Raw genomic sequence first — 24,537 nt, 5'->3', positions numbered from 1 at the left:
GATTCGATTTTATTTTCAAACGTTTCCGAAAATGCGTGAAAAAACAAAACGAGGACGGCTCGGTGAGGAAATTGCCGCAGCTTATTTGGAATTCCAGGGGCATCTGATCCTTTTTCAAAACTACCGAAAGGCCTTTGGCGAATTAGACATAATTAGTATTTCGAATGATTTTCTACATTGTTCAGAGGTGAAGTTTTGGAACGAAAGTAGCGGATTTCACCCTTTAGAATGTTTTCATGAGACAAAACGCAGGAGAATGCGGAAGGTATATTACTATTTATTAAAAGAGATTCCTGCCTTTTACCACCTAACACCTTCGTTTAATTTGATCCATATCACTGAAAAAAAGGAAGTTCTTTTTTATTCGTCAATCTTCTAAATACTTCATCAAGGGATTTTTGTACCAGACCGATTGAACATGTATCCCATAAGGGAAAACGCTCTCAAGGATGAGAGTTTGATTGTTACAAGGAAGTAACCGCATGAGTCAATTTACTATTTTTGGGAATTTAGCAGAAACCGACGAATTTGGGCCAGATCCGGTATTACTCCGGAAAAGGGGAATGGCATCTACCATTCAGAAAAAATTCGAAAATTACAAGAAAAAGATCGATGATCCAGCTTACATGGATTATGCGATTAATAAAATCGCGATGGAAATTTCGCATTTTATTTCGAAGTAATTAACCCAAACTATAAATCCACTGGTATCCGATACAATACTCTACAGCCTCCCAGATGTGTACTTCCTTCGTTCGGGAGGAGAGGTTCCAATCTGCTATCGTACGGGAAAGAGAAATAATCTGTTTTTTCTTTCTTAACGATAGTTGTTTGGTTTGGAGTTCCGTGTCTAAAATTTTTTGAATTTTGTTTTCTTCATCTAAGGGAATGGATCTGGTATTTCGAAAAACAAAACGATCCAAAATGAATTGTCTCATTTTTAATTCTTCTAGTTTGATACACCTGTCATTCGTAGTTTCGAATAACGTCTGAAAGATGGTGATCCGATCCAAAAACGCTCCGCTGATTTTTTGTAAATACAAACGAATCTTTTGTAAAGAACAATGGCAGGTTTGGTGACTATGGTAATTTCCACAAGGGCAAGGGTTTGCAGAAAGCATCAGGGTAAAATCTGTTTTTAGTTTTGTAGTTTCGTTCAACCTGACAATTTCCAAATAGGAATCTTCCATAGGCATTCGCAAACTATCCAAAATACGATCCTTAAATTCTAAAGCTTCATCTAGATAAAGGATTCCTCCGTAGGCTTTGGATATTTCTCCTGGTTGGAAGGGTAGACCTCCACCCACAAGTCCTACTTCCGTGGCAGAATGGTGGGGGGAACGAAAGGGGCGTTTTTCCGATGGGACTTCAAATTCACCCTCTACTGTCCATACTCCTTGGTTGGATGTATCTCTATTCTTTTTCGGTGGAAGTATGGATTCGAGCATCCGGTGTAGCATTGTTTTTCCTGACCCTGGACTTCCTAAAACTAGGCTATGGTGGTTTCCTAGAAGCGAATAGAGGAGTCCTTGAAACACTTTCATTTGGTATGGATCTAAGTAGACTGTATCCCAATCCAGGGAAGTGGTCGAAGGAACTTCCACCTCCCTAGCACTAGGAGTTGTAATGGGTAGGTTTTTTAAATCTTCCAAGTGGTTTAAAAATTGGTATCGCCCTTTGGGAAGAGACTCTTTCTCCAAAGTTGCCGGTATACAAATCGAATGTTCGGAAGATTCGGGACTTTGCCAAAGATAAGGAAGAAGTTCTTTGCCTCCTAGAATCCTTCCATCCAAACCAAGGCCTCCTAGAAACCGGATGGGATAGGGTGGGTCTGGGATTTGGTCGGTTGCGAGAAGGATACCGGCAGCCATTGCCAAATCCAAAGAAACCATTCGTTTCGGGATATGCGCAGGTTTTAAATTGATAATGATGGTTTCCAATGGGAATTGATAACCAGACGCCTCTAGAGCCAAACGAATGCGATCTTTGGACTCCTTTGTGGATAGAGAGGCACAGCCTAAAATTTGGAACTGAGGAAGACCTCTTCGAATTCCCACTTCCACTTGGATTTCTTTGGCTCCATTCCATTCGTATAATAAACTTCCAACTTCTGCGCGTTTGGGGATCACAATTAAGTTTGGTCTGAATATCCTTCTTTTGGGCCAAAAAATAAAAAAGGCTTTTCATAATTAAGGCATCATGGTGACTTTTCCTCAGAGTTTGCTTTGAATTGTAGTATCATTCGTGTAATTCCCCTCGTTCTTCTCCTTGCGTTCAGTCATTGTTCCCAGCGGTTGATCAAAAAAGAAAAACTAAGAGAAATCAATGAATACTATGATGCAAAGACTTATTCGACACAAGAGGATATCAAATTTTCCCAAACGGAAGTTTGGAAGAAAGGGACTCTGGTTAAGATTTATATAGAATCGACACCATCTCTTTTGAAATTAAAGGTTTATCCTGTAGCTGAGTCTCGAGAGTCTTCTCTTGGGAAGTTAGCAGCCTACATCATCAATGATGATGTGAAGAAAAGGCAGTATGACTTGGAAGATATAGAAGAGTGGGTTGGTAAAAAATTCACTCTTGTTGAGTCCAGTGTCAAAAAAAAGAAATAAAGGTTAGGGATGTTGTCTTGTCGCAAGTAGTTCGTTTTCATTCTTTCTTTGTTTCTGGTTCAAGATTCTTCCCCTCGAAACCCGATATTTTATTTGTGAAGATTTCCCGATTGGCAACAATTTCTCTTTTGGTTCTTTTTGGGACCACTCTAACGGCCAATCCATTTCAAAAAATACATTCAGAAATCAATGAATCTCTTCCTGGTGGCGAATCCGGAATGTTTCGCCTATTTGGTTCCCAAACGCAAGATGCGGAAATCCACAAATTGTTTTCTGTGGGTGTCAATACCTCTGGTGAAGAGGAAGAAGTCGAACTTGCTTCCCTCGACTTACCAAAATACATCGATGTTTCTCCTGTTGTGAGTAATACAGTCGTCCACGAATCCGGTATCATCTTAAAAAAATATATAGTCCAAAAAAAAGACAATCTATCAAAGATTGCCCGTTCCTTTTCGATCGAATTGGCTAAATTAAAAAAACACAATGGGCTTTCCAATGACCAATTAAAAATTGGCCAAGTTTTGGAAGTTCCAGTCCAAGTTAAGAATGCTTCTTCTTCGAGAGTTGTTTTGAAAAAGATTTTTATTCTGCCTGTCCCACAAAGTCGTGTTACCTCAAGGTATGGTCGACGTGTGGATCCTTTTAATAAATACAATCGAGTGTATCATACGGGTCTTGATCTTGCGGCAAAAGTTGGGGCTCCTGTCCTTTCGTCGGCAGATGGGGAAGTTGTTTTTACGGGTCGTAATGGTGGGTATGGAAATTCGGTCACCATCCAACATAAAAATGGTTATAAAACAGTTTACGCCCATTGTTCACAGATTTTAGTTGAGGTTGGGGAAACGGTGAAGATGGGTCGTGTGGTTGCCCTTGTCGGAAGGACAGGAACAGCAACAGGAGCACATCTGCATTTTGAAGTGTTTCGAAACGGGAAAATTATGAATCCTGAATCGGCTCTTAGCATCACGGAAAAACAAGTCACCCGACTTCCTAAATCTGAAGTAGCCGGAATGTAATCGGAGCCTATCTCCGGTTTGTGGAGAGCATGAATTTAATCCTTCAAAGAATCCAGTCGAGTCAGTTTTTGACGTTGATTCCGGCAGTTTTACTCTTTTCCTTTTCTCTTGCTTACCTATTAAAGTTAGTACTTTTACTTTTGTTTTCCACAGAAACTGGAATCAGCGTTGCTAGTAACACTCGTCCCAAACAAATGCGCCAAGAAGTAATCTTGGCCGTTAGCACTTATGAAGATGTCGTTACAGGAAATCTCATTCGTGGTCAGGTTTATGACCCTAACGATGCCACCAAACGTGGGGCAGATGGGACACCGCTCGACCCAGAAATTGCTCAGGACAATGGCGACGATGACCAAATGTTATTGACTGGGACATTGTCTGGACACTGGTCTTTTGCTCGGGCTACCATCCGCGAAAAACAAAACAACGATTCCGAAGAATATGGAACGGGCGAGATGGTCGGCGGTTATAAAGTCCAGGCCATCGAACAACATTATGTGGTTCTAAAAAAGGGTGGTCTTAGCCTACGAGTGAATATTGGCGAAACTCCGGCCCAAGCGAAGGAAAGGATTCGGCCGAAAGATGCCGCAGCCATTTCTAATTTAGGACCATCCAGCCAAACGGTTCAAAAAGTTCTTTCCCGTGAGGACGTGAATCGCAAATTGAAAGACCCGAATACTATCTATAAAAATGCAAGGTTTGGCCCTCATTTGGTAGACGGAAAGATCGAGGGTTACAAGATCTATCAGGTGGCTAAAGACCATGTGTTTTATTCCCTCGGTGCTCGCGGTGGGGATATCATCAAACGTGTCAATGGTATGCCGCTGAACGAAACAGAGAAAATGTTGGAAATTTGGGGTTCGATCAAACAAGCTCCGAAAATTACAGTGGATTTAGAGAGACAAGGCAAAATAATCACATATGAATTTATCATTCGGAATTAAAATGAGAAATCGTCTTCCTTTAGTTGTACTCAGTATTTGCCTTTATGTATTTGCGACACCTGGCTTTTCCCAAGAGAAAGGGAAACAACCCAAAGCTAAATCTTCCCCAGAACCAGCTAGTTTTACTGCTGATTGGCGCGATACAGAACTCAAAGATTTTTTAATGGGGATGAGTGCTATCATCAAAAGAAACATTCTCATTGATGATGCGGTGAAAGGAAAAAAAATCACTATCATTTCTCAGAAACGAGTCAAGATCGAAGATGCTTACGGATTTATGAAATCCGTTTTGGAAACACAAGGGTTTGGTCTGATTGAAGAAAATGATCTCATCAAAGTAGTTAAAATCAAAGATGCACTTGCCAAGTCACCGGTGGTTCGTATTGGAAAAGAACCTGTCTCTGAATCAGAAGTATCACTGAATAAAACAATCACTCAAATTGTTCCCTTAGAATTTTCGAATGCCATTGAATTGGAACCCATTTTAAAACGAGTTACCTCACAAGACACAGATATCATCATTCCCAAAAACCAAAACACTTTGATTTTTTCAGGATCTACATCTGATATTAACAAGTTACTCAAGTTAGTTGATAATTTGGATGTTCGAGCTGATGGCCCAGGTTCCATTTCCTCTGCGGGTGATATTCATATTTATACTTTAGAATACAATGAAGCAGAAAAGCTGGCTGCCATTTTAGTAAAGTTGGATATGCCTGATGCGCCAGTGGCACCTGCACAAGGACCACCAGGGGAACCTGGTCCCGATGGCAAACCTCCGCAACCACAACAACCAGTGGCGCAAGCAGCCAAAATTCCTGGCAAACAAGATAAAATCAAAGCGGTGGCTCATAAAGAATCCAACTCACTCATTGTGACGGCTACTCCCCAAGAATGGGAAGAAATCAAAAAAATCATAAAAATTTTAGATACTGCCAGAAAACAAGTGTTACTTGAGGTTCTGATTGTTGAGTTAAGTTCTACTGACCTCAACGACTTTGGTATCGATTGGCGTTACCAGGAGTTGGCTTATGGACAGTTTAACACTGGTCTTGCGGCTACAGGTGGGGTGATTGATAAAAATGGTCGGCCCACAAATGTAAACACACTCTCTGGATTTTCCCTCGGGTTCATTCGCCGTGGGGGCCAACAGATCATTGGTATTTTAAACGCAAACTCAACCAATGAAAATTTTAATGTATTGTCTGCTCCTCAGATTTTGACTTTGGACAACCAGGAAGCAGAAATCAATGTGGGGCAAGACGTTCCCGTTAGAACCCAAAACCGTAATGCTGGTCTTGGTGGGGACAACGCTGTTACCGTTGCCAACTTTGAATACCGCCCAACAGGGATTAAACTCAAATTCACACCGCATATCAATAAAAATAACCGCATCACTCTGGATCTTTACCAGGAGATTAAAAACGTAGCAGGGATTTCTTCGGAAGCTACGGGGGGAAACCCGACATTTAACAAACGAGATATCAAAACAACCATCGTTGTAGACAATATCCAAACCATTGTGATTGGGGGATTACTTTCCAATGACAAACAAAAGAAAGTCCAAAAGATCCCAATTTTAGGGGAGATTCCGTTACTCGGAACCTTATTCCGTAGAACCACAAATCAAAATCGTAAAACAAATTTGATGGTATTTTTAACTCCGCACATTCTAGACGACCGAGATAAGTCAGACCGTATCACCATCCAAAAGAAAAATGAACAAGAAAGGATGGTCGACGAACGAGAAAAGAAATTACGATGAGAAAGAGTTTAGGACAAATTCTATTAGAAGATGGGATCCTTACAGTAAAGGATCTCGAAGATATTTCCAAACAACAGGAAAAAACCAATCTTCCCATCACTCATATCATCCAAAAAAAAGGTCTCGCTTCCGAAACAGACATTCTCAAAGCATTGGCAAAACTTCATCGAATGGAGTTTATCGACAAACTTGAGTTTGTTGCCAGTGAAGATGTTTTTGGGAAAATCCCCTTAAAACTTGTCCAACGATCCAAAATTGTTCCCGTCTCAGTCAAAGGCAAAAAAGTAGTAGTTGCCACTTCTGACCCAACGGACCTCCATCCCATGGATGATATGAGGTCCTTTCTCAAAGGATATGAAATCCAATTCGTTCTCGCTACCGAAAACGAAATTATGAGAATCATCCACTCTCAGTTCGACAAAACCACCGCCGAAGCCAAAGAGATGATGGATGAGATGGATGGGAGTTTTGGTGATCTCTCTGATGCCTTTGAATCCGATGCTTTAGATCTATCAAACGAAGCCCCCATCATTAAGATGGTAAACGTTATTTTATCTCAAGCTGTCTCTGAAAGAGCATCCGATATTCACGTCGAGCCATTCGAAAAATCAGTTGTGGTTCGGTATCGTGTGGATGGGGTTTTACAAAAAGTATTAAATCCACCTAAATCCTATTTGGCGGGAATTTCCACTCGTATCAAAATCATGTCGAATTTGAACATTGCGGAAAACCGTTTACCACAAGATGGTAGGATCAAACTCAGGTTGGCTGGAAAGGACGTGGATGTCCGGGTTTCCATCATTCCATGTCAATTTGGGGAACGTATTGTAATGCGTATCCTAAACAAAACAGACCAAAAGTATTCTATCGAAACCATGGGTTTTAATAAAGAAATCTTAAATGACTTCAAAAACTTAATTTATAAACCCTATGGAATTATTTTAGTCACAGGTCCTACTGGATCTGGTAAATCGACAACTCTCTATTCCGCACTTTCCGAAATTAATACAGAAGAACGAAATATCATCACTTGCGAAGATCCGGTGGAATACCAAATGGATGGAATTTCGCAGATGCAAATGAACGAAAAAATTGGCTTAACGTTTGCAGCGGGTTTACGTTCCATCCTTCGTCAAGATCCGGATGTGGTAATGGTAGGGGAGATCCGCGATGAGGAAACGGCAAGAATTGCCATCCAAGCATCCCTCACTGGTCACTTAGTATTTTCAACTCTCCACACCAATGATGCATCCTCAGCCGTGACAAGGCTTGTGGATATGGGAATCGAACCTTATCTTATCACAAGTTCCGTGTTAGGTTTTATGGCACAACGACTGGTGCGAGTGATTTGTAAGGATTGTAAAACCAGTTACAAACCCACTGACAAAGATTTAGCGGGTCTTGGAATCCAAAGAAAGGAACTAAAAAATGGTGTTTTGTATCGTGGGAAAGGATGTTCTTCCTGTCTAAATTCTGGGTACAAAGGACGAACTGGTTTGTATGAACTTCTCACCATGAACGATGAAATCAAACGTGCCATTTTGCAGGGTGCTGATGCTAATCGCATTAAAGAAATCGCTTTGAAAAATGGTCTTTCTACTTTGCAAGATTACGGCAAATATAAGGTAATTGAGGGTGTCACAACCCCAGAAGAAGTCCTTCGGGTATCTTAATTTTTATGCCATTATTTACGTACGTTGCATTCAACAGAAAAGGCAAAGAAGAAAAAAATATCATCGATGCCCCTAATCTTCAGGCGGCGCGTAACAAACTAAAGGCGAAGGGTCTGTATGTTCGCTCCATCCAAGAAGACCGTGAAAAAGAAGAGAGAGAACTTTTCCCATTTTTATCGAAGTTATTATACCGAATCCCAAGAAAAGAAGTCGGACTATTTTGTAAACAATTGGGAACATTACTTGGAGCCGGCATACCTCTTGATAAATGTTTGCTTTCTATCATTGACCAAGTCGAAAACATCTACTTCAAAAAAGTTTTGATTGAAATGCGAGCGGACATCACGGAAGGGATGAGCCTTTCTGAGTCCATGAAAAAACACAAAACTGTTTTTCCTGACCAATATCCTAGTTTGATTTCCGTGGGTGAATCAACGGGGAATTATGAGAACACCTTGCACCGGTTAGCAGAACTCGAGGAAAAATCCTCTGAGTTAAAATCCAAAGTGCAAGTTGCCATGATTTACCCCATGATTATGGGTTTACTTTCTCTTGGTGTATCCATTTTCCTTCTTGTTGTCGTGATCCCACAAATTGAACAGTTGTTTGCTTCCTTTGATGCCAAACTTCCGCTACTCACAAGAAGTGTGATCTTCTTATCTTATGTTTTAACCAATTACTGGTTTTTTATTTTGGGAGCCATTGCCGGTGGATTTCTCGGATTTCTGAAATGGAAAAGTGGCGGTGAAGGAAAAAAAACTTGGGACAAATTTCTTTTAAGATTACCAGTGATTGGCACCTTACTTCGCAAAATCCTGGTTTCCAATTTTGCTAGGAATCTATCCATTTTGCTTTTGAACAGAGTCCCCCTCATTGTTTCTTTGAACATTGTTTCTGACGTCGTAGGACACACTGTTTTTAAGGAAGAAATTGAATCAGCCATAGTCAAAATAAAGGAAGGGGGAAAACTTTCTGATTCTTTACAAGGATCACAAGTCCTTCCGCAAATGGTTCTCGGGATGTTAAGTGCAGGGGAAGCCTCTGATAAAGTCCCCGAAATGATGAATAAACTCTCGGAAATCTATGAATCCGAGGTGGATACGGCAATAAAATCTTTGACCCAATCATTAGAACCAATGATGATCATTGTAATGGGTGGAATTATTTTTACTATCATGGCGGCCATTATGACGCCAATGTACAAACTAACTCAAGAAATCCAGGGGATGTAGGGTTTATGAAAACTAAAGGGAAACACAGAAAGATTCGCGAGGGACTTACCTTGATTGAGATTACCGTGGTAATGCTGATTTTAGGTTCACTTATGGCGATTCTTTACTCCAGTATCGGAAACCGGGGTGAAGGCGAAAAAAAACTGAAACTTAAAAATGATAGCGCTGTTCTCAAAACGGCACTGGAACGTTACTTAGAAGTGTATGATAAATATCCTTCAGAAGAACAAGGTTTACAGGCTTTGATCGAAAAACCAGATGACGACAAAATTGGTGATGATTACGAACCAATCATTCGTGAAAAGGCAGTTCTAAAAGATCCATGGAAAACGGCATATGTTTTGAAGTTTGAAGGAGCTGTTCCTCAAATTCTTACTTTGGGTGAAGACAAAAAAGAAGGTGGAGAAGGAAAAAACAAAGATTTTAATATCCTTTCACCGGATGATTATCCAGCAGCTTTCCGATAAAATATCGGTTTTGAAAACCAAGCGGAAGTTACGCGATGGTCTCACTCTGATTGAGATCGCCGTTGTAATTTCCATTCTTGGATTGATTATGGTGATTGTGGGAGGAACCCTCCGCAATCTCATCATTCCTTCTACTGAAGATATCGCTGTTAAGTTACAGGAATCTTTTAAATTCGGATACAACAAAGCCCAACTCACCAACCAAGCCGTTTTATTTCAATATGAGTTTGAAAAAAGGGAATACCAATTTTTTCTCTTAAAAAGAGAGGAAGGTGGATTAGAGGAAGAAGCAATATTAAAAAAAGTGACCCTTCCTTTTTACTCAAAAATTGTCAGCGTACGGGACATTGGTGGCAAACCCAAATCAGAAGGGAAAATTAGAATTGTGTTCACACCGCAAGGAACTACTACCGATTTATTTTTGTATGTAGGTTCAGATACTGAAATCAAAAGAACCATTCAAATTTATAGGTATGGTGGAAAAATCAAAATCCATAAAACAGAATATTTTCCTGAACCCGAAACAAACCAAATTCAAAAAATTTCCTATGGGTTAGATGAACGAGATGAACAGGTTGATTCCAATGCAAAAACCCCTCCTAAATAATCAAATTCGTTCTGCCTTCACTCTTTTTGAAGTCACGATCGCAATGGCAATGGCCGCTATGGTAATGACTTATACTTATTCACTGATTGCGGAAGGAATTTCGTATCAAAAGAAGGCCGTATTACTTGCCAATGCAGTTCATTTAGCAAAAATCAAAATGGCCCAAGTGGATTCTTCCACAACTATGCAAACGGATACCTCTCGTGGTTCCATCGAAGCATTTCCAGGATATACATTCGAAACAGAAATCAAAGAAGAAGAAATGGATCTACTGAAACTTGCCGGTGGACCAAATGCAGAAGCCCTTCGTAATAAAGCACCAAAAGATATGTTAGGTGATAAAGATGTCGGTTTTAGTGACCTCATGAAAAAAAGGGGCCAGAAAAAAAGTTTTGAAACTGGTGGGGTATTAAAAGTATTTCGAGTGAAAGTTTCCATTTTTTTTATGGATGGAAACAAAAAAGAAACCTATAGTGTAGAAACATTTAGGAGTACGAAATACTAATGTTCGTTTATCGCCGTAAACGTGGATTTACTCTTGTGGAGATTTCCATCGTAGTGATGATTATGGCGGTAATTTTTACGGGAATATTTTCTGTATTTTATACAGCGAATAAAATTTCTAAAAAAGGTGCCTCAAATAAAGGCGCAAATCGTAAAGACATACTTTATGCAATGGAGAATATTCGAGGAACTCTGACTCGAACTTATTTTATCGATAACCAAAAACGAATTTTGTTTGTAGGTAAACAAGATGGAGTCACTGGTTCTAGAAATGATCGTGTCGTATTTGCCTCCGCCAATCCCAATTCAGAAGAAGAAGGCCAGGCATCGGTTCGTGAAGTTTCTTTTTATTTACGTAAGATGCCAAATCCAAAAATGGAAGGATTGTCTTATCTCATTCGACGAGAAGATGAAATGATTGATACCTTTCCTACCCAAGGCGGAGTCGAACATGTATTACTTGAAAATGTTAAAAGTTTCCAAATGAAGTTTTCGGAACGTGGAGACAAATGGGTTGATGATTGGAATTCCCGTACGACAAAAAAAATTCCAAGACTGATTCGGTTTGAAATTATATCACTTGTGGGGAATGCATTTGTTAAATATGAATCGCTGGCGCATCCGGTTATCCTCTACAAATAAAAACGCGAAAAAAGGATTTATGGTCTATCTCCTTGTGATGGCCATAGGTACGGCATCTTTGTTTACCGCTTCAAAATTCTTTGAAGACGCCGCAACTGAATACCGTGTGGCACGTTCCCAGGCTGATGGATTTCGGGCTCATATGCTCGCCAAAGCAGGGTTTATGGGGGCAGTCGGAGCACTCAAAAAAATTCCCGAGGAAGTTTTATACCAGTCAGGCCTTGCCATGGATCCACCTCCGATCCCGCTTGGTGGAGGTGTCATCTATTACACCATGAGTCCTGAAGATGGAAAGATTAATATTAACTCTCTCGTGAAGATATATGATGACCAACCCAACCAAAGAACGATTGAAATGGTGACCCGTCTTTTTTACCAATTTGGATTAAAACGAGAAATGATTTCCCCCATTTTGGACTGGATTGATGAGAACCACCAGGAAACGGGGGGAGGCGCCGAGCAGTATTACTACAACAGGCTTACTCCACCGCGGAAAATCAAAAATGCCCCCTTTTATTCCCTTTCAGAGCTTTTGAATGTCAAAGGATTCGATCGTTCTGTGGTTTATGAAAGTTTAAAACCCAAAGATTATGATAAAAATAACTCCAAAGACTTTATGACAGAGGAGGAAAGAGCCCTTCGTTCCGATAAAGATTATGTGCTCTCCAATAATGTTACCGCCTATTTGCCTGCGGGTGATTCTTATGATGACCGGATCAATATCAACACGGCACCGTATTTTGTCCTGATTTCCCTTTCCGACTTTATGACCAAACAGGCCGCCATGAAAATTTTGAAACTCAAGTTGCAGAAAGGAGGCTATATTAAAGAATTGAAAGATCTGGAGACCGAACCAGAATTCCAAGTCAAAACAACAGGGGATCTCACTCTGTATAAGGAACTTGCGGGAGAGGGAACGGATGTTTCTGGTGGGCGAATCAAAACCAAAGGCGAAGTTTATAAAATCACAGGGGTTGGGATTATAAAGGATAAAGTGGTTCGTAAGGTATCTGGTCTTTTTGACCTTACCAACAACCAAATGTTATACTATACTGAAGATTAATTATGTTATCATTTGACCAATACCTAGCTATCGATTATGGTTCTACGTTTCTAAAAGGAGTCCTTTTTAAAAAGGTTCTTGGGAAAGTTGTCATCCTTCGGACAGAAAGTCTTCCTGTAGTGGAACTAGATGATTCGGAAGGGGATCCGTTCGAATACAATATCATTCGTTTCATTCAAAGTTTTTTTCCAGAAGAAAATAGATTCCTATTAAACTTAGGAATCCACAATTTGTTTGTCCGTGACCTTACAATTCCTTTGGTTTCCGAAAAAGCAATTCAGGAAGTTTTGCCCTTTGAGGTAGAAAATCTTGTTCCTTACCCTATGGAAGAACTAGAAGTCATTGGTAAAACTTGGAGAGGAAATAAAGAAAACTCTGATGTTATTTCTTTCAACGTTCATCATTCGGAATTACTTCGAGCCCTAAAACCTTTTGCAAAGGGTGATCTTTCCTTATCATGTTTATCTCTCGATTCCTTTGCCCTTTCATCACTAGTCACCAAAAACTATCCTCTTTTACTTGCAGAACAAACTATTTTGCAACTTGATTTGGGTGGAAGGTATAGCATTTTGAATGTACTCTTTGAAGGAAAACTTCGCCATACCCGCCAAATTTATATTGGTGGTGAAGAAGTGAGTTCAGAGATCGCAAACTTACTTAAAATCGAATTGGAAGATGCACGGGTTATCAAGGAATCTTTACCTATTGGTTTTCTTTTTGATACGATTGAAAAATTGGAAGAAACAAATTTCTTATCTCGTTTTCATATTTCTTTTACTCAATGGAAATCTCTTCGTAAGTTTATTTTAGCAAAACTAGACCAACTCATCCATGAAGTGGAAAATAGTATTTTTTCTCTTCCCGAAACGGAGAGACCAAGTCTTATTTTATTGTCTGGTGGGGCGAGTTTATATCCAGGACTTACCGCATATTTAGAAGAAAAATTAGGAATCAGAACAGGTCGTTATGAATTTTTAGGAATTAGTGATCCTAGTTTTGTGACAGCTGTTGCCACTGGAACACATTTTGAATCTCGTAACCGCGTCAATTTTTTAGAAACTGGGTTTGCAAAAAGAATTCATACCAACAGGTTTAAGTTATCGGCTTTTAAGCCGCATCTAATTCTTGTTAGTATCTCTTTGATATTGTTATTTGGGGTATTTTTAATCGGAATTGTTTTAGATAAACGAAAAATTTCCGCCAACAAACGTGTATTATTTGAAAAGTATAAAAACGGAATTGGTGGAGAACTTGGGGAAGAAGAAGATCCTCTGGCAGAGGCCAACAAAAAACTAAAAGCAGAACGAAAGAAAACGGAAATTTACCGTTTGTTTCTCTCGCAAGAAAGTGTTTTGGATGTTTTGAATGAAGCCACAGAACAATTTCCATCTCCTGAAGTTTTGCCTTTTATTTTGGATCAGTTTAATTTCGAAGAAAAGGAAATCCAAATTTATGGTCGGGTGAATGAATTTGGGGAAATTGGAACCATCCAATCTGCTTTAGAAAAATCTGAAAAATTTACCAATATACAAATTCAAAACAAAAGACTGATCACTGGGGTCAATAAATTCAAAGTCAGTTTTAAAATCAAAATGGATGTTGTGACTCCTAAGGATGAACCATAATGTTTGATCGCCTAAATGATAGAGAACGTGTTTTAGTCACAGGACTCATTAGTTTTGTGGCCCTCCTTGGAATATATACTATCATCACTTTATTTTCTGATTTAAGGAATAGTCTTACGGAAGAAATTTTCGAAACCAGATCTCAAGCTAGCGAACTTGATCGAGTGATTCGGGAATATAACTATTTACGTGGTTTGCAGTCCGGTGGAAGTGAAGAAGATGTGAGTGTGATGTATTCGAAACTAGATCAAATCCTAGTTCGTTACAATCTCAAAGACAAAGTTCAAACCATGAAGGATACAAGTAATGTCATCCAAAAGGATTATAACAAAATCACAATCGACGTATCCTTTCGGTCTGTACTTTTACAAGACATCATCAAACTTGTTTACGATATAGAAAAAAACAAACAAATTCAAGCCAAAGTGGACTTACTGAGTTTTCGCAAACCATTTGCTGAAAAAGAAATCTACGATGTTAACTTAAAGGTTTCTTCTTACAGTCGTTTGTCTAAAGGGAAATAATATGCCAAAAGAAAATGAATTGGAAGAAGATTTCCTTAACGAAGAAGACCAAGAGATTCAGGAAAGTCTTTTAGAAGACGATGGTGATTTGTTTGATGAAGATGGGGATGAAGAACATTCCAAAGTAAATCGCAAACAAATTCTGAGTTTGGTAACCATTGCCATTGTTTCTTTTTTTGTATTTACTCTTTTTATTTTTCCGTTAAATGAAATTGTTCGTTCTGTTCTAATCAAAACCGGAAAAGAAACCGGTATCTTTATGGATGCCAAAGAAATCCATTTCCCAATGATTGGAAGAAAATCTTTTGATAGTTTTGTTGCCAGTTTTCCAACAGGAACTTCGATCAAAGCAGAAGAAGTTAGTTTAGGGATTTCTCTTCTGGGGCTTTTACAGTCGAGGTTAGACGGTGATGCCAATATTGGATATTTTAATTTTGAAGGGAGTGAATGGGCTATGAGTATCCAAACTCTGGAAATTCCCCTTCGCCTTTCTCCTATCGATGATAAAATTACAAAATGGAATGGAGAAGGGGAAATCGATTTATCCGGTGGAAAGATCAAAGAATCAGCAGAGATCCCGTTTTTGGGTAGTTTGAAAGGAACTGATATCCGTAAGGCGAATGTTTTATTTAAAATTCGTTCCGGAAAGTTACTGATCGAACGGGGAAGTTTGGAATCGTCTCTTGCCAAATTTCAATTCCAAGGTGTGGTGCGTTTATCGGATACTTTCTCCTTTTCACAATTGGATCTTAAAGTTTGTTTTACTTTGACGGAAAAGTTCGCTCAGGAACGCCAGGACCTTGTTGGAATGGTGGCACTTCTCCCTCAAGAAGGTGGAAAAACCTGTATTCCGATTCGTGGTACTTTTTCTGCTCCCAAGGTCGATCTACCCAACTTGAATCAGTTAGGTGGCGGTGGCGCTCCCAAAGCAGAAGATACTTCTATAGAACCGGCTCCAGTTCCTTAAGTCTCGCTTATCGCTTAGTTTGATCAAAATGATTTGATTTGGCGAAAAAACTGTCTTTGTGATGCTTTCGCTAAGGGAATTGTCTCTGCTCTTTAAATCTTTCTAGATTTTTCCGGACATCACTTACCGGTGAATCTAGCTTAAATCCCGATGATTCTAAATTCATCTCTCATTACCAACAGCTAAGATTTCACAGGTATCTTAAATTCAATGCGAACTGTAGTTGATTTAGGAGATAAAAAAAAATCTCAAGGATGATTCCTCGAGATCTTTTTTCTAATTAATTCTAAACTCTAACCTTTAAGATTAGAGTTTAGTGGTGTTTGTTTTTAAGAACAACCAGTTGTGGATCCACAAGAGATACACTTGAGGCAAGCTCCGTTACGAACCATTTGGAAGGAACCACATTCAGTACAGGAATCTCCTGTGTATCCTTTGGTTCTAGCTTCCCCAATGATTTTCAGAGTTGCCGCTGCCGATTGTGCTGCTGTTGGTTGTGTTCCAGTAGCCACTGCCACAACTTCCGGTTTTTCTTCCAAAACAGACTTCATGGAAATGGGAGAAACTTGTAGCGGAACACGGAGTCCGCTACTTTCCTGCTTTCCCACTAGATCCTTTGTTGGATCTGCTTTTCTTCCTACTTCATCTGTTCTTAGATCCTCGGGAGATACTTGTGCCAAGTCGTATCTTCCTAGGTAGGTAATGGCAAGTTCTCTAAAGATGTAATCGATCACAGAAGTTGACATCTTAATATGAGGGTTGCCGGAAACCATACCGTTTGGCTCAAACTTGAAGAAAGTGAATGCTTCTACAAATTCTTCTAGTGGAACTCCATGTTGTAAACCAAGAGAAACTGCGATCGCAAACGCATTTGTAAGGGAACGGAAAGCCGCTCCTTCTTTATGCATATCGATAAAGATTTCACCTAGTTGGCCGTCTTCGTATTCTCCTGTGCGGAGATATACTTTGTGACCACCAACCATTGCTTTTTGTGTATAACCTGCACGGCGGTGTGGAAGTTTTCTTCTTTCCGCAATGTATTTATAAACAAGTTTTTCTGCAACTTCTGTAACCGTTTTTGGAGCAGAAGAAGTTTGAAGTTCTTCCTCTTCCTCTCCCACAGCACTTAACAACTGGAATACGGAGTTAAGTGGTTGTGAAAGTTTAGATCCATCACGGTAAAGAGCGTTTGCTTTGATCATCACTTTCCAAGACATGAGGTATGCATTTTTCACATCCTCGATGGTTGCCTCCTCGGGAAGGTTGATCGTTTTGGAGATCGCACCCGAAATGAATGGTTGTGCCGCAGCCATAATTCGGATATGTGATTGATAAGATAAGAAACGTTTTCCGTATTTTCCACATTTGTTTGCACAATCAAAAACAGCTAGATCCTTCTCTTTGATGAAAGGAGCGTTTTCGATGGTCATGGTTCCACAAACATAATCATTTGCTTGAGAAATTTCATCTGCAGAAAAACCGAGTGTCTCTAGAAGGTTAAAACTCATAGAGTTATAAACATTTGCATCGATTCCTAAGGTTTTAGATAGGAAATCTTCACCTAGCGTGAATTTGTTGAATGCAAATTGAATATCAAAAACAAATGGAAGTTGTTTTTCGAGTTTTTCCAATACATCTTCTGTAAAACCTTTTTCTTTCAAACGAGCAGTGTTGACTCCAGGTGCTCCGTTAAAAGTAGCATGGCCTTTACAGTAGTTTACAATGGCATCTTGTTCTGCTTGGCTATACCCAAGTTTTTTAAGTGCTACTGGAACTGATTGGTTGATGATTTTGAAATATCCACCACCAGCTAATTTTTTGTATTTCACTAGAGCAAAGTCTGGTTCAATTCCTGTAGTGTCACAGTCCATCACTAGACCAATGGTTCCTGTTGGCGCAATCACAGTCACCTGTGCGTTGCGGTACCCATACAATTCACCAAGTTCCAAGGCTCTGTCTGAATCTTCTTTTGCAGCTTCCAAAAGGTAAGAAGGAAGAAAAGACGGATTGATTCCTACTGGAGTGATGGTAAGGCCTTCGTATTCTTCTTTCGGTGCATTGTAAGCGGCACGTCTATGGTTACGAATCACACGAAGCATGTGGTTTTTGTTTTTTTCGTATCCGGCAAATGGTCCGAGTTCTTTTGCCATCTCTGCTGAGGTTGCATAAGAAGTCATATGCATGATGGAAGAAATCGCACCAGTCACAGCCATCGCTTCTTGTGAATCATAAGGAATTCCCATGACCATAAGAAGTGAACCAAGGTTTGCGTATCCGAGTCCGAGTGTTCTAAACTTGTAAGATAGTTCCGCAATTTCTTTGGAAGGGAACTGCGCCATAAGGACAGATACTTCTAAGATAATGGTCCAAACTTTGTTTAAGTAACGGTATCCTTCTACATCAAAAGACCCATCTTCTTTTAAAAATTTTACAAGGTTTGCAGAAGCCAAGTTACAGGCAGTATTGTCGAGGAACATATACTCTGAACATGGGTTCGATGCATTGATGGCACCGTCTTCTGGACAAGTATGCCATTCATTAATGGTGCTATGGTATTGTGTTCCTGGATCTGCAGAGTTCCATGCAGCATTCGCAATTCTTTCCCAGAGATCACGAGCCCGAAGTGTTTTTGCAGGTTTTGCTTCTCTGTTCCCAGCCTTTGCTTTTTCTCTTTCGGTTCTATTGTAAAGATGGAAAGGGAGATCTTTTTCCACAGCTTCCATAAACTCATTTGTGATTCGCACGGAGTTATTGGAATTTTGTCCTGAAACTGTGTTGTAAGCTTCTGATTGCCAGTCGGTAGTTAATTCTTCAAAGAGTAGGTCTTTGTAACCTTGTTTGGAAAGGTCGATGACTCGTTTGATGTAATTGTCTGGAACAAATGCTTTCCTTGCTTTTTGGATCGCTTTTTTCAGATCTAAATTGGCAGCTGGGTCGTAAGCTGCTTCTTCACCAAGTGTTTGTTTGGCGGAAGAACAAGCACTCATAATATCATTGAGAAGGCGGTTGTTGAGAATGGATCCCGTAACAAGGGAAGCCACTTTTTTCTCTTCTTGCACTTTCCAATCGATGAACTCTTCGATGTCTGGGTGGTCCATATCAAGACAAACCATCTTCGCTGCACGACGAGTGGTTCCTCCCGATTTGATGGCTCCTGCGGCTCTATCTCCAATTTTAAGAAAGGACATAAGCCCAGAACTTTTTCCACCACCAGAAAGAGATTCATTGGCTGCACGTAGATTGGAGAAATTTGTTCCTGTTCCTGAACCGTATTTGAAAAGACGAGCTTCACGAACCCAAAGGTCCATGATTCCCCCTTCATTGACTAAGTCATCATCCACAGATTGGATGAAACAAGCATGGGGTTGTGGGTGTTCGTAAGAAGAGGCTGATCTTACAAGTTTCCCAGACTTAGGATCTACATAGTAATGTCCTTGTGACTTTCCATCAATTCCATAGGCCCAGTGGAGTCCTGTATTGAACCACTGTGGGGAATTGGGTGCAGCCATTTGGCTTGCGAGCATAAAAATAACTTCTTCATAGAAAACACGGGCACTGTCTTCATCAGTAAAATATCCGTATTTATAACCCCAATACGTCCAACATCCCGCAAGGCGTTGGAATACTTGTTTGGAATCCGATTCTCCAACAAATCTGTCTTCAGGATTGAGAGCGGAAAGTTTTTCATCATCCGGAACCGAACGTTGTAACCATTCCGGAATTCCTTTTTCCGCCACTTTCTTTAAATATTTGGGAACACCTTTCCGGCGAAAGTATTTCTGCGCGAGGATATCCGTTGCTACCTGTGACCAAAAATCCGGAACTTCCACTCCGTTGGCCTCAAATACAACTGACCCGTCAGTATTCGTAATTTTAGAATCCTTACGGACCCAAGTTAAATTCGGGTAAAGACCCTTATTCCCTTTGGTAAAATGCCTCTCAATTTTCATGCAGACCCCATCTACAACAACATATACAATTTCTATTTTTTTTCCCCTACCAGGAGCGGAGAGGATTATGTCACAATGAAGGTGTCTTTAGTTGGAAACATCCATTTTTTAAGCTTTGGTCTCCTGAATTTTTAGAATTTTTGCAAAATTTCTGTTGGCTCTTAATATTTTTTTTCGTTGACCTAGCGACCTTCCTACGTAGCATGGTCACAGATTCGAGATTCCCCTTTAGCTCAGTCGGTAGAGCAAATGACTGTTAATCATTGGGTCGCTGGTTCGAGCCCAGCAGGGGGAGCAGATCGAATTGTCCCAGAGTTTTACATCCATCGACTCTCCGAAATCCCTAACAACCTTTCTCCACTTTCTAGGCTTCTCCCTAAAAACCAAGCAATTTCAGTGCCATAAAATCAAATTTACCGCTGTTCTTTTTATTTTCCTCTCCTTTTTTTGCTTCTGGCCTCTTGCTAGCGAAGGAAATCCACTGAAAGAATCGCCTATCCAAAATCCAGAACAGATTCTTTTTGTTACTGCGAGAGCCGGCGAAACCATTGGAAGTTTAGATTTTTACACCTTATCCGATGGGGAATGGATTTCTGTGATCGAAAAAATCCCCGTACGTCTGGGACGAAATGGACTCATTCAAGGATTTGAGAAACGAGAAGGGGATGGACACACTCCTTCAGGTATTTTTCCCATCAAAAGGATTCTTGGTAAAAGTAAAAAAGAAATTAGAAATTTAGAATACACTGAAGTTCGAAAAAACTACCATTGGAATGACAATCCTAAGTCTAAAAATTATAACCAACTGACCAAACATAAGGAGAAAGGTGCCATTTCTCTTTGGGATTCTTATATTTATGAATTATTTTTTGTCATCGAACATAATACAAATCCAGCTATCCCTGGTTTGGGAAGTATGATCTTTCTTCATGTTTGGAATGAGGACAAACCAACTTCCGGTTGTGTGGGTGTTTCCAAAGAAGTTTTAGAGACTTTAGTTTCCGTGTTAGATGGTAATAAAAAACCTAATATTTTAATCCAAATTTTGGATTAAGGATACTTTTCCATGCCACCGATCGCAGTGGAAATCCTTTGCGAATGCAAAGATTGGAACGAAGAGCGGGATCGCTTAAAGTTTAAATGATCGCGATTGAATTGAATTGCGAGGCGTAAAAAGAAAAAATAAGAACCGAATCTTTTTGTATTTGATTGATTTGTTTTGTAAAAAAATTGCAAAAAAAACCGGTATGGATTTCCAATACCGGCAAAATATGTTGTTTAGGAATTGAAATTTTAGTTAAAAGGATTTCATAACAAAGTCTTTGTAGTCAGGCGTTTTCATTTCTTTTTCCCATCGACTCCATGTATAAGGCCACATCGCAGGGTCACCATCTGGATCCAAATACCAACTTTGACAACCACCAAGCCAAACCGTATTTCCCATACCGGCTTTCAGGTAAGCGGCAAATCGTTTTAAAGCATCTTCTGTGGTTTCAATCGCATCAAATTTACGATTTCTCCAATCCTTGATGATTTTCAGAACATACTTGGTTTGTACTTCACTCATTGCGATGACAGAAAAGTTTCCAATCGGAGTGTTTGGACCGAGCATGAGCACAAAGTTTGGAAAATGCGGGATGAATAGGGAACGATAGGCTTGCACTTTTTTCTTCCAGACAGTTTCAATGGAAACCCCATCTTTTCCTGTTAGGTTCATTGGGCGCATAAAGTTAAAAGGGTGAAATCCGGTAGCAAGGATGAGAACATCAAGTTCATGTAGTTTTCCATCATTGGTAACCACTCCTTTTTCAGTGATTTTTTGAATTCCTTCTGTGACCAAATCAGCATTTGGTTTTTGGATGGCTTCGTAAAAGGTTCCATTTACAATCACACGTTTGCATCCTACTCTATAGTTAGGTGTTAGTTTAGCGCGAAGGACTGGATCTTTCACCGAATTACGTAAGTTACGTTTGCAAAGAAAACTCATGAGCATATGGGGGAGTTTTTTACCAATTACAGCTTTTGAAAATGTTTGTTCTACGGCAAAGGTATACCACTTATGAAATCGTTTGAGAATGTGATTGTCTTTTCTCCAACGTTCTTTGTCCTTTTCAGTATAATTGGTATCGGGAACCTTTACAATCCACTGTGGTGTCCTTTGGAATACAGAAACTTTTTTTCCCAGTTTGATCATCTCTGGGATGACCTGTGCTGCAGTGGAACCAGTTCCAATGATTCCAATTCGTTTTCCTTTTAAATCAATCGAATGATCCCATTCGGCAGTATGAAAACAATTTCCTTGAAAGGAATCTAGTCCCGGAATGTTGGGGCGAGCAGGGTGGTGCAAAATCCCAGTTGCAGAAATTAGAAAATCAGATACGTATGTTTTTCCTTGGTTGGTTTTGGTTGTCCACTTTCCATTGTTATATGATGCTTCTGAAACAGCTTCATTGAAATGGATTTTGGGAGTGACCTTATATTTTTCACTCACATGTTTGAAGTAGGCTTGAATTTCATTTCCATGGGCAAAACGATTGCTCCACTCTGGGTTTGGCTCAAAACTATATGTGTACATATGAGCGGGGATATCACAGGCAACACCAGGGTAAGTGTTCTCTCTCCAAGTCCCACCAAGATCATTTTTTTTCTCGAGTATTGTAATGTCTGTGATCCCTGCTTTTTCCAATTCAATGGCAAGAAGGATACCGGTCATTCCAGCACCAATCACCACAACGGAAGGATTTCTAAGTATTGCTGTTGTCATATGTTTCCTCATTCTTGAAATTCTAGAAACTTTCTATTAAGAACATTGTTCCGAATTCCCTCAATGGAGAGAATGACATCGGATTAAAAAACGTTTGCAATAAAAAAAACATAAATGTGATAAAAAAGGTAAAAGTAAATTTATAATTGGAATCATACTGATTCTAGAAAATCAGTCGCTGAACAACGGGTAGGTTGGTTCAGGGGGTATTTAACTAAGGGTTGTTAGGCGTAATTCTCGGAAAATATTTTAAAAAAAGGCAATAAAATCAAGTGAAAGTACGCTTGCTATCAGATGAAAAATCTCTAATCATTAATCGGGGGGACCAAAATTAAAATTTAAAAATGTTAAAATTATAAATATTATAGATAATAGATAATTAATAATCAGAGAATATAAAGTTGAAAGAGAAATCGGTTTATCCTTTTTAAAATAAAATGCAACGAACCCCGTTTCTAAAGCAACTAATATCCTGAGAGTATAACATATTATGCTCGCAATGTTCCCACTTCCAAAAAATTGACCTAACGTTAAGGCAATATAAAATGGAATTCCCATTTTGAATAAATAAACATATCCAAATAAGATTTCATAAAATTCATTTTTTAAAAGTTGGTCAAAAAAATAATGTGATAATCCGATATATGAGTATAAAACAAAATCTGGGATTAGCGTAATAAGTGATACTAAGGTTACAGTGCTGATCTTTTTGTTTTTATTCACAATATGTGTTTCTTTTAGTTCTGAAAAGAATATCTTTAAATATAGATATCAAATAGTGGTAAAAAAGTATTGTCCTAATTTCTCTTAATAAAAGGAGAAAGGCAAACCAGGTTTTTTCTGTAACTGATCCAATATGCAACTTCCCATAATTAGTATTATGTCTCATTACGGATGCGCGTTTTTTGAGTGTAATCGTACATCCTTTACAGTTTTGTTATGGTAAAGATGGATTTCTTACTCATCGACTAGGATGGGATAAGTCAATTACCTTTGAAACATATTCTGGCTTTTGTATAGTAAACGGAAATCCTTAAGTGAAATGATTTGGCTGAGTCCTTCTTCGATTGCCGATTGGATGCTTGTTGCGATTTTGTCTTTTGATTCCGTATCTTCTGCACTAAATGGAATGGTGCGAGATGTGATTTGTTCCGAATGTCCTAGAATTCGTTTTTGTTCCCCAGTTGGACTGACGACCAGAAATTCAACAATGGATGCAAAGGTTGCATGATGAAACTTCGTTGTTCCTTCTTCAAACTCTAAAGACCGGTCCACCTGAACTTTCCTTAAAACGATGGCACCTGGTTCAATTGGATCATTTGTTTTGAGTGGAGAAACCGAGTTGATGGAAAATAGACGAGAACTTGTATTTGAAAAGGATTTGAGTGCTAATTGTCCGATGGTGATTTCTTGTGCGGGTCCCACTTTTAGTACTTTGGTTTCCAGTTCTTCTGCATATTGAAGTTGTAGTGATTTTTCTGGTCTTTCGATTTCGGATGAATCCGTTTGGTGCGTGGCCAAACAGTTTGAGATCAAAATAACAAAACTAAGGATTGATACAAATCTAAATTTCATAAGTATGGCCTACTTAATAATGCCACCAAACAACGAGTTTATTGCAAATGGACGCGGTAAAATCCCTAATTTTGTTTAATTTTGCTTTTGTGGGGATTTAGGCAGTTTCTAGAAAACGAGATGACTTTCTATTTCTTTGGTTCATACTTCTCCAAATCTAGGATGGTTCTAGTAAAACCTAGATTAGAAATACAGTCATCTAAAGGAAAATGGTATGAAAATTGCTTATTTAATTGTTAGGGTTTTGCTTGGTGCATTATTCTTGTTTTCTTCGGTCGTAGTTCTCTTTAACTTGGTTCCGCAGCCAGAAACTACCGGAGATTTAAAGGTATTTAATGACGGAATCAAAGCTTCTGGTTATTTAATGACATTGATTAAAGTAACAGAACTTGTTGTGGCGATTGCCTTTATTTCGGGCAAGTTTGTTCCTTTAGCTGCCGTTGTCATTGCTCCAGTAGCCATCAATATTTTACTTGTTCACCTAACTATTGCACCGGAAGGAATTCCTGTTGGAATTTTTGTAGTGGTTGCCAATGCGTTTATTGCCTACGTGAATCGTAATGCATACAAACCACTGTTTGTTGCTGTTTACAAATAAATTTTG

Annotated in this window: 22 protein-coding genes and 1 tRNA gene; 19 read left to right on the top strand and 4 right to left on the bottom strand. The window is 39.3% G+C overall.

The genetic code is table 11. The features are described from left to right. Positions 1–31: 31 nt before the first annotated feature. The gene (locus tag EHQ70_RS03300) at positions 32–379 is read left to right on the top strand and encodes a YraN family protein (protein WP_135583509.1); all 348 of its coding nucleotides are present in this window, start codon (positions 32–34) and stop codon (positions 377–379) included. A 103-nt stretch (positions 380–482) separates the two neighbouring features. Continuing rightward, positions 483–683 carry a hypothetical protein gene (locus tag EHQ70_RS03295; protein WP_135583508.1) on the top strand — a complete coding sequence of 67 codons (201 nt, stop codon included), beginning with the start codon at positions 483–485 and terminating at the stop codon, positions 681–683. Here the strand turns inward: EHQ70_RS03295 and EHQ70_RS03290 are convergent, their stop codons facing one another. Continuing rightward, positions 684–2,129 (bottom strand): ATP-binding protein, encoded by a 1,446-nt coding sequence (locus EHQ70_RS03290; RefSeq protein WP_135583507.1) that lies wholly within the window; start codon positions 2,127–2,129, stop codon positions 684–686. A gap of 120 nt (positions 2,130–2,249) precedes the next feature. Between EHQ70_RS03290 and EHQ70_RS03285 the strand changes: the two genes are divergently transcribed. The 14 genes from EHQ70_RS03285 to gspN are packed head-to-tail and all read left to right on the top strand — an operon-like array spanning position 2,250 to position 15,644. Next, a complete protein-coding gene (locus tag EHQ70_RS03285) occupies positions 2,250–2,615 on the top strand; it encodes a type II secretion system-associated lipoprotein (protein WP_135584323.1) in 366 nt (121 codons plus the stop codon). A 17-nt stretch (positions 2,616–2,632) separates the two neighbouring features. After that, entirely contained in the window at positions 2,633–3,631 is a 999-nt protein-coding gene (locus EHQ70_RS03280; RefSeq protein ID WP_135583506.1) for a peptidoglycan DD-metalloendopeptidase family protein, read from the top strand. A 29-nt stretch (positions 3,632–3,660) separates the two neighbouring features. Beyond that, positions 3,661–4,575: a general secretion pathway protein GspC gene (locus EHQ70_RS03275; protein ID WP_135583505.1), complete on the top strand. Its 915-nt coding sequence runs from the start codon at positions 3,661–3,663 to the stop codon at positions 4,573–4,575. Between the two features lies 1 nt (position 4,576). Continuing rightward, positions 4,577–6,340: a type II secretion system secretin GspD gene (gene gspD / locus EHQ70_RS03270; protein ID WP_135583504.1), complete on the top strand. Its 1,764-nt coding sequence runs from the start codon at positions 4,577–4,579 to the stop codon at positions 6,338–6,340. Next, a complete protein-coding gene (gene gspE / locus EHQ70_RS03265) occupies positions 6,337–8,013 on the top strand; it encodes a type II secretion system ATPase GspE (RefSeq protein ID WP_135583503.1) in 1,677 nt (558 codons plus the stop codon). The genes gspD and gspE overlap by 4 nt, the downstream gene beginning before the upstream one ends. A 5-nt stretch (positions 8,014–8,018) precedes the next feature. Further along, positions 8,019–9,245, top strand: a complete 1,227-nt coding sequence (locus tag EHQ70_RS03260) for a type II secretion system F family protein (RefSeq protein ID WP_135583502.1) — start codon at positions 8,019–8,021, stop codon at positions 9,243–9,245. A gap of 5 nt (positions 9,246–9,250) precedes the next feature. Further along, positions 9,251–9,712, top strand: a complete 462-nt coding sequence (locus tag EHQ70_RS03255; RefSeq protein ID WP_135583501.1) for a type II secretion system protein GspG — start codon at positions 9,251–9,253, stop codon at positions 9,710–9,712. Next, positions 9,687–10,319, top strand: coding sequence for a type II secretion system protein (locus EHQ70_RS03250; protein ID WP_425270006.1), 633 nt, complete (start codon positions 9,687–9,689; stop codon positions 10,317–10,319). Before EHQ70_RS03255 ends, EHQ70_RS03250 begins: the two co-directional genes overlap by 26 nt. Continuing rightward, positions 10,297–10,824 (top strand): prepilin-type cleavage/methylation domain-containing protein, encoded by a 528-nt coding sequence (locus EHQ70_RS03245; RefSeq protein ID WP_135583500.1) that lies wholly within the window; start codon positions 10,297–10,299, stop codon positions 10,822–10,824. The genes EHQ70_RS03250 and EHQ70_RS03245 overlap by 23 nt, the downstream gene beginning before the upstream one ends. Next, positions 10,824–11,465 (top strand): type II secretion system protein GspJ, encoded by a 642-nt coding sequence (locus EHQ70_RS03240; RefSeq protein ID WP_135583499.1) that lies wholly within the window; start codon positions 10,824–10,826, stop codon positions 11,463–11,465. The genes EHQ70_RS03245 and EHQ70_RS03240 overlap by 1 nt, the downstream gene beginning before the upstream one ends. Beyond that, positions 11,428–12,528, top strand: coding sequence for a type II secretion system minor pseudopilin (locus EHQ70_RS03235; RefSeq protein WP_244288203.1), 1,101 nt, complete (start codon positions 11,428–11,430; stop codon positions 12,526–12,528). Before EHQ70_RS03240 ends, EHQ70_RS03235 begins: the two co-directional genes overlap by 38 nt. A 2-nt stretch (positions 12,529–12,530) precedes the next feature. Next, positions 12,531–14,153, top strand: coding sequence for a cell division protein FtsA (gene pilM, locus EHQ70_RS03230; RefSeq protein ID WP_135583497.1), 1,623 nt, complete (start codon positions 12,531–12,533; stop codon positions 14,151–14,153). Next, positions 14,153–14,677, top strand: a complete 525-nt coding sequence (locus EHQ70_RS03225) for a hypothetical protein (RefSeq protein WP_100742889.1) — start codon at positions 14,153–14,155, stop codon at positions 14,675–14,677. Before pilM ends, EHQ70_RS03225 begins: the two co-directional genes overlap by 1 nt. A 1-nt stretch (position 14,678) precedes the next feature. Then, positions 14,679–15,644 (top strand): type II secretion system protein GspN, encoded by a 966-nt coding sequence (gspN, locus tag EHQ70_RS03220; RefSeq protein WP_135583496.1) that lies wholly within the window; start codon positions 14,679–14,681, stop codon positions 15,642–15,644. A 329-nt stretch (positions 15,645–15,973) separates the two neighbouring features. On the opposite strand, the gene EHQ70_RS03215 is transcribed toward gspN, so the two are convergent. After that, complete coding sequence (locus tag EHQ70_RS03215) at positions 15,974–19,594, bottom strand: vitamin B12-dependent ribonucleotide reductase (protein ID WP_135583495.1); 3,621 nt, start codon at positions 19,592–19,594, stop codon at positions 15,974–15,976. A 222-nt stretch (positions 19,595–19,816) separates the two neighbouring features. On the opposite strand from EHQ70_RS03215, the gene EHQ70_RS03210 reads away from it, so the two are divergent. After that, positions 19,817–19,889 (top strand) — tRNA-Asn (locus EHQ70_RS03210). Positions 19,890–19,898: 9 nt separating this feature from the next. Next, positions 19,899–20,648 carry a L,D-transpeptidase family protein gene (locus EHQ70_RS03205; protein ID WP_135583494.1) on the top strand — a complete coding sequence of 250 codons (750 nt, stop codon included), beginning with the start codon at positions 19,899–19,901 and terminating at the stop codon, positions 20,646–20,648. A gap of 243 nt (positions 20,649–20,891) precedes the next feature. Here EHQ70_RS03205 and EHQ70_RS03200 read toward each other — a convergent pair whose 3' ends face one another. Both EHQ70_RS03200 and EHQ70_RS03195 read right to left on the bottom strand, forming a co-directional pair. After that, positions 20,892–22,358: a flavin-containing monooxygenase gene (locus EHQ70_RS03200; RefSeq protein WP_135583493.1), complete on the bottom strand. Its 1,467-nt coding sequence runs from the start codon at positions 22,356–22,358 to the stop codon at positions 20,892–20,894. 987 nt (positions 22,359–23,345) lie between these two features. Next, positions 23,346–23,933, bottom strand: coding sequence for a hypothetical protein (locus EHQ70_RS03195; RefSeq protein ID WP_135583492.1), 588 nt, complete (start codon positions 23,931–23,933; stop codon positions 23,346–23,348). A 214-nt stretch (positions 23,934–24,147) separates the two neighbouring features. On the opposite strand from EHQ70_RS03195, the gene EHQ70_RS03190 reads away from it, so the two are divergent. After that, entirely contained in the window at positions 24,148–24,531 is a 384-nt protein-coding gene (locus tag EHQ70_RS03190; protein ID WP_135583491.1) for a DoxX family membrane protein, read from the top strand. Positions 24,532–24,537 lie beyond the last annotated feature (6 nt).

The organism is Leptospira congkakensis (assembly GCF_004770265.1).
In the GTDB taxonomy this organism is placed as follows: Bacteria; Spirochaetota; Leptospiria; order Leptospirales; family Leptospiraceae; genus Leptospira_A; species Leptospira_A congkakensis.
The sequence above is the reverse complement of the archived record's forward strand: the minus strand, read 5'-3'. Positions and strand labels throughout refer to the sequence as shown.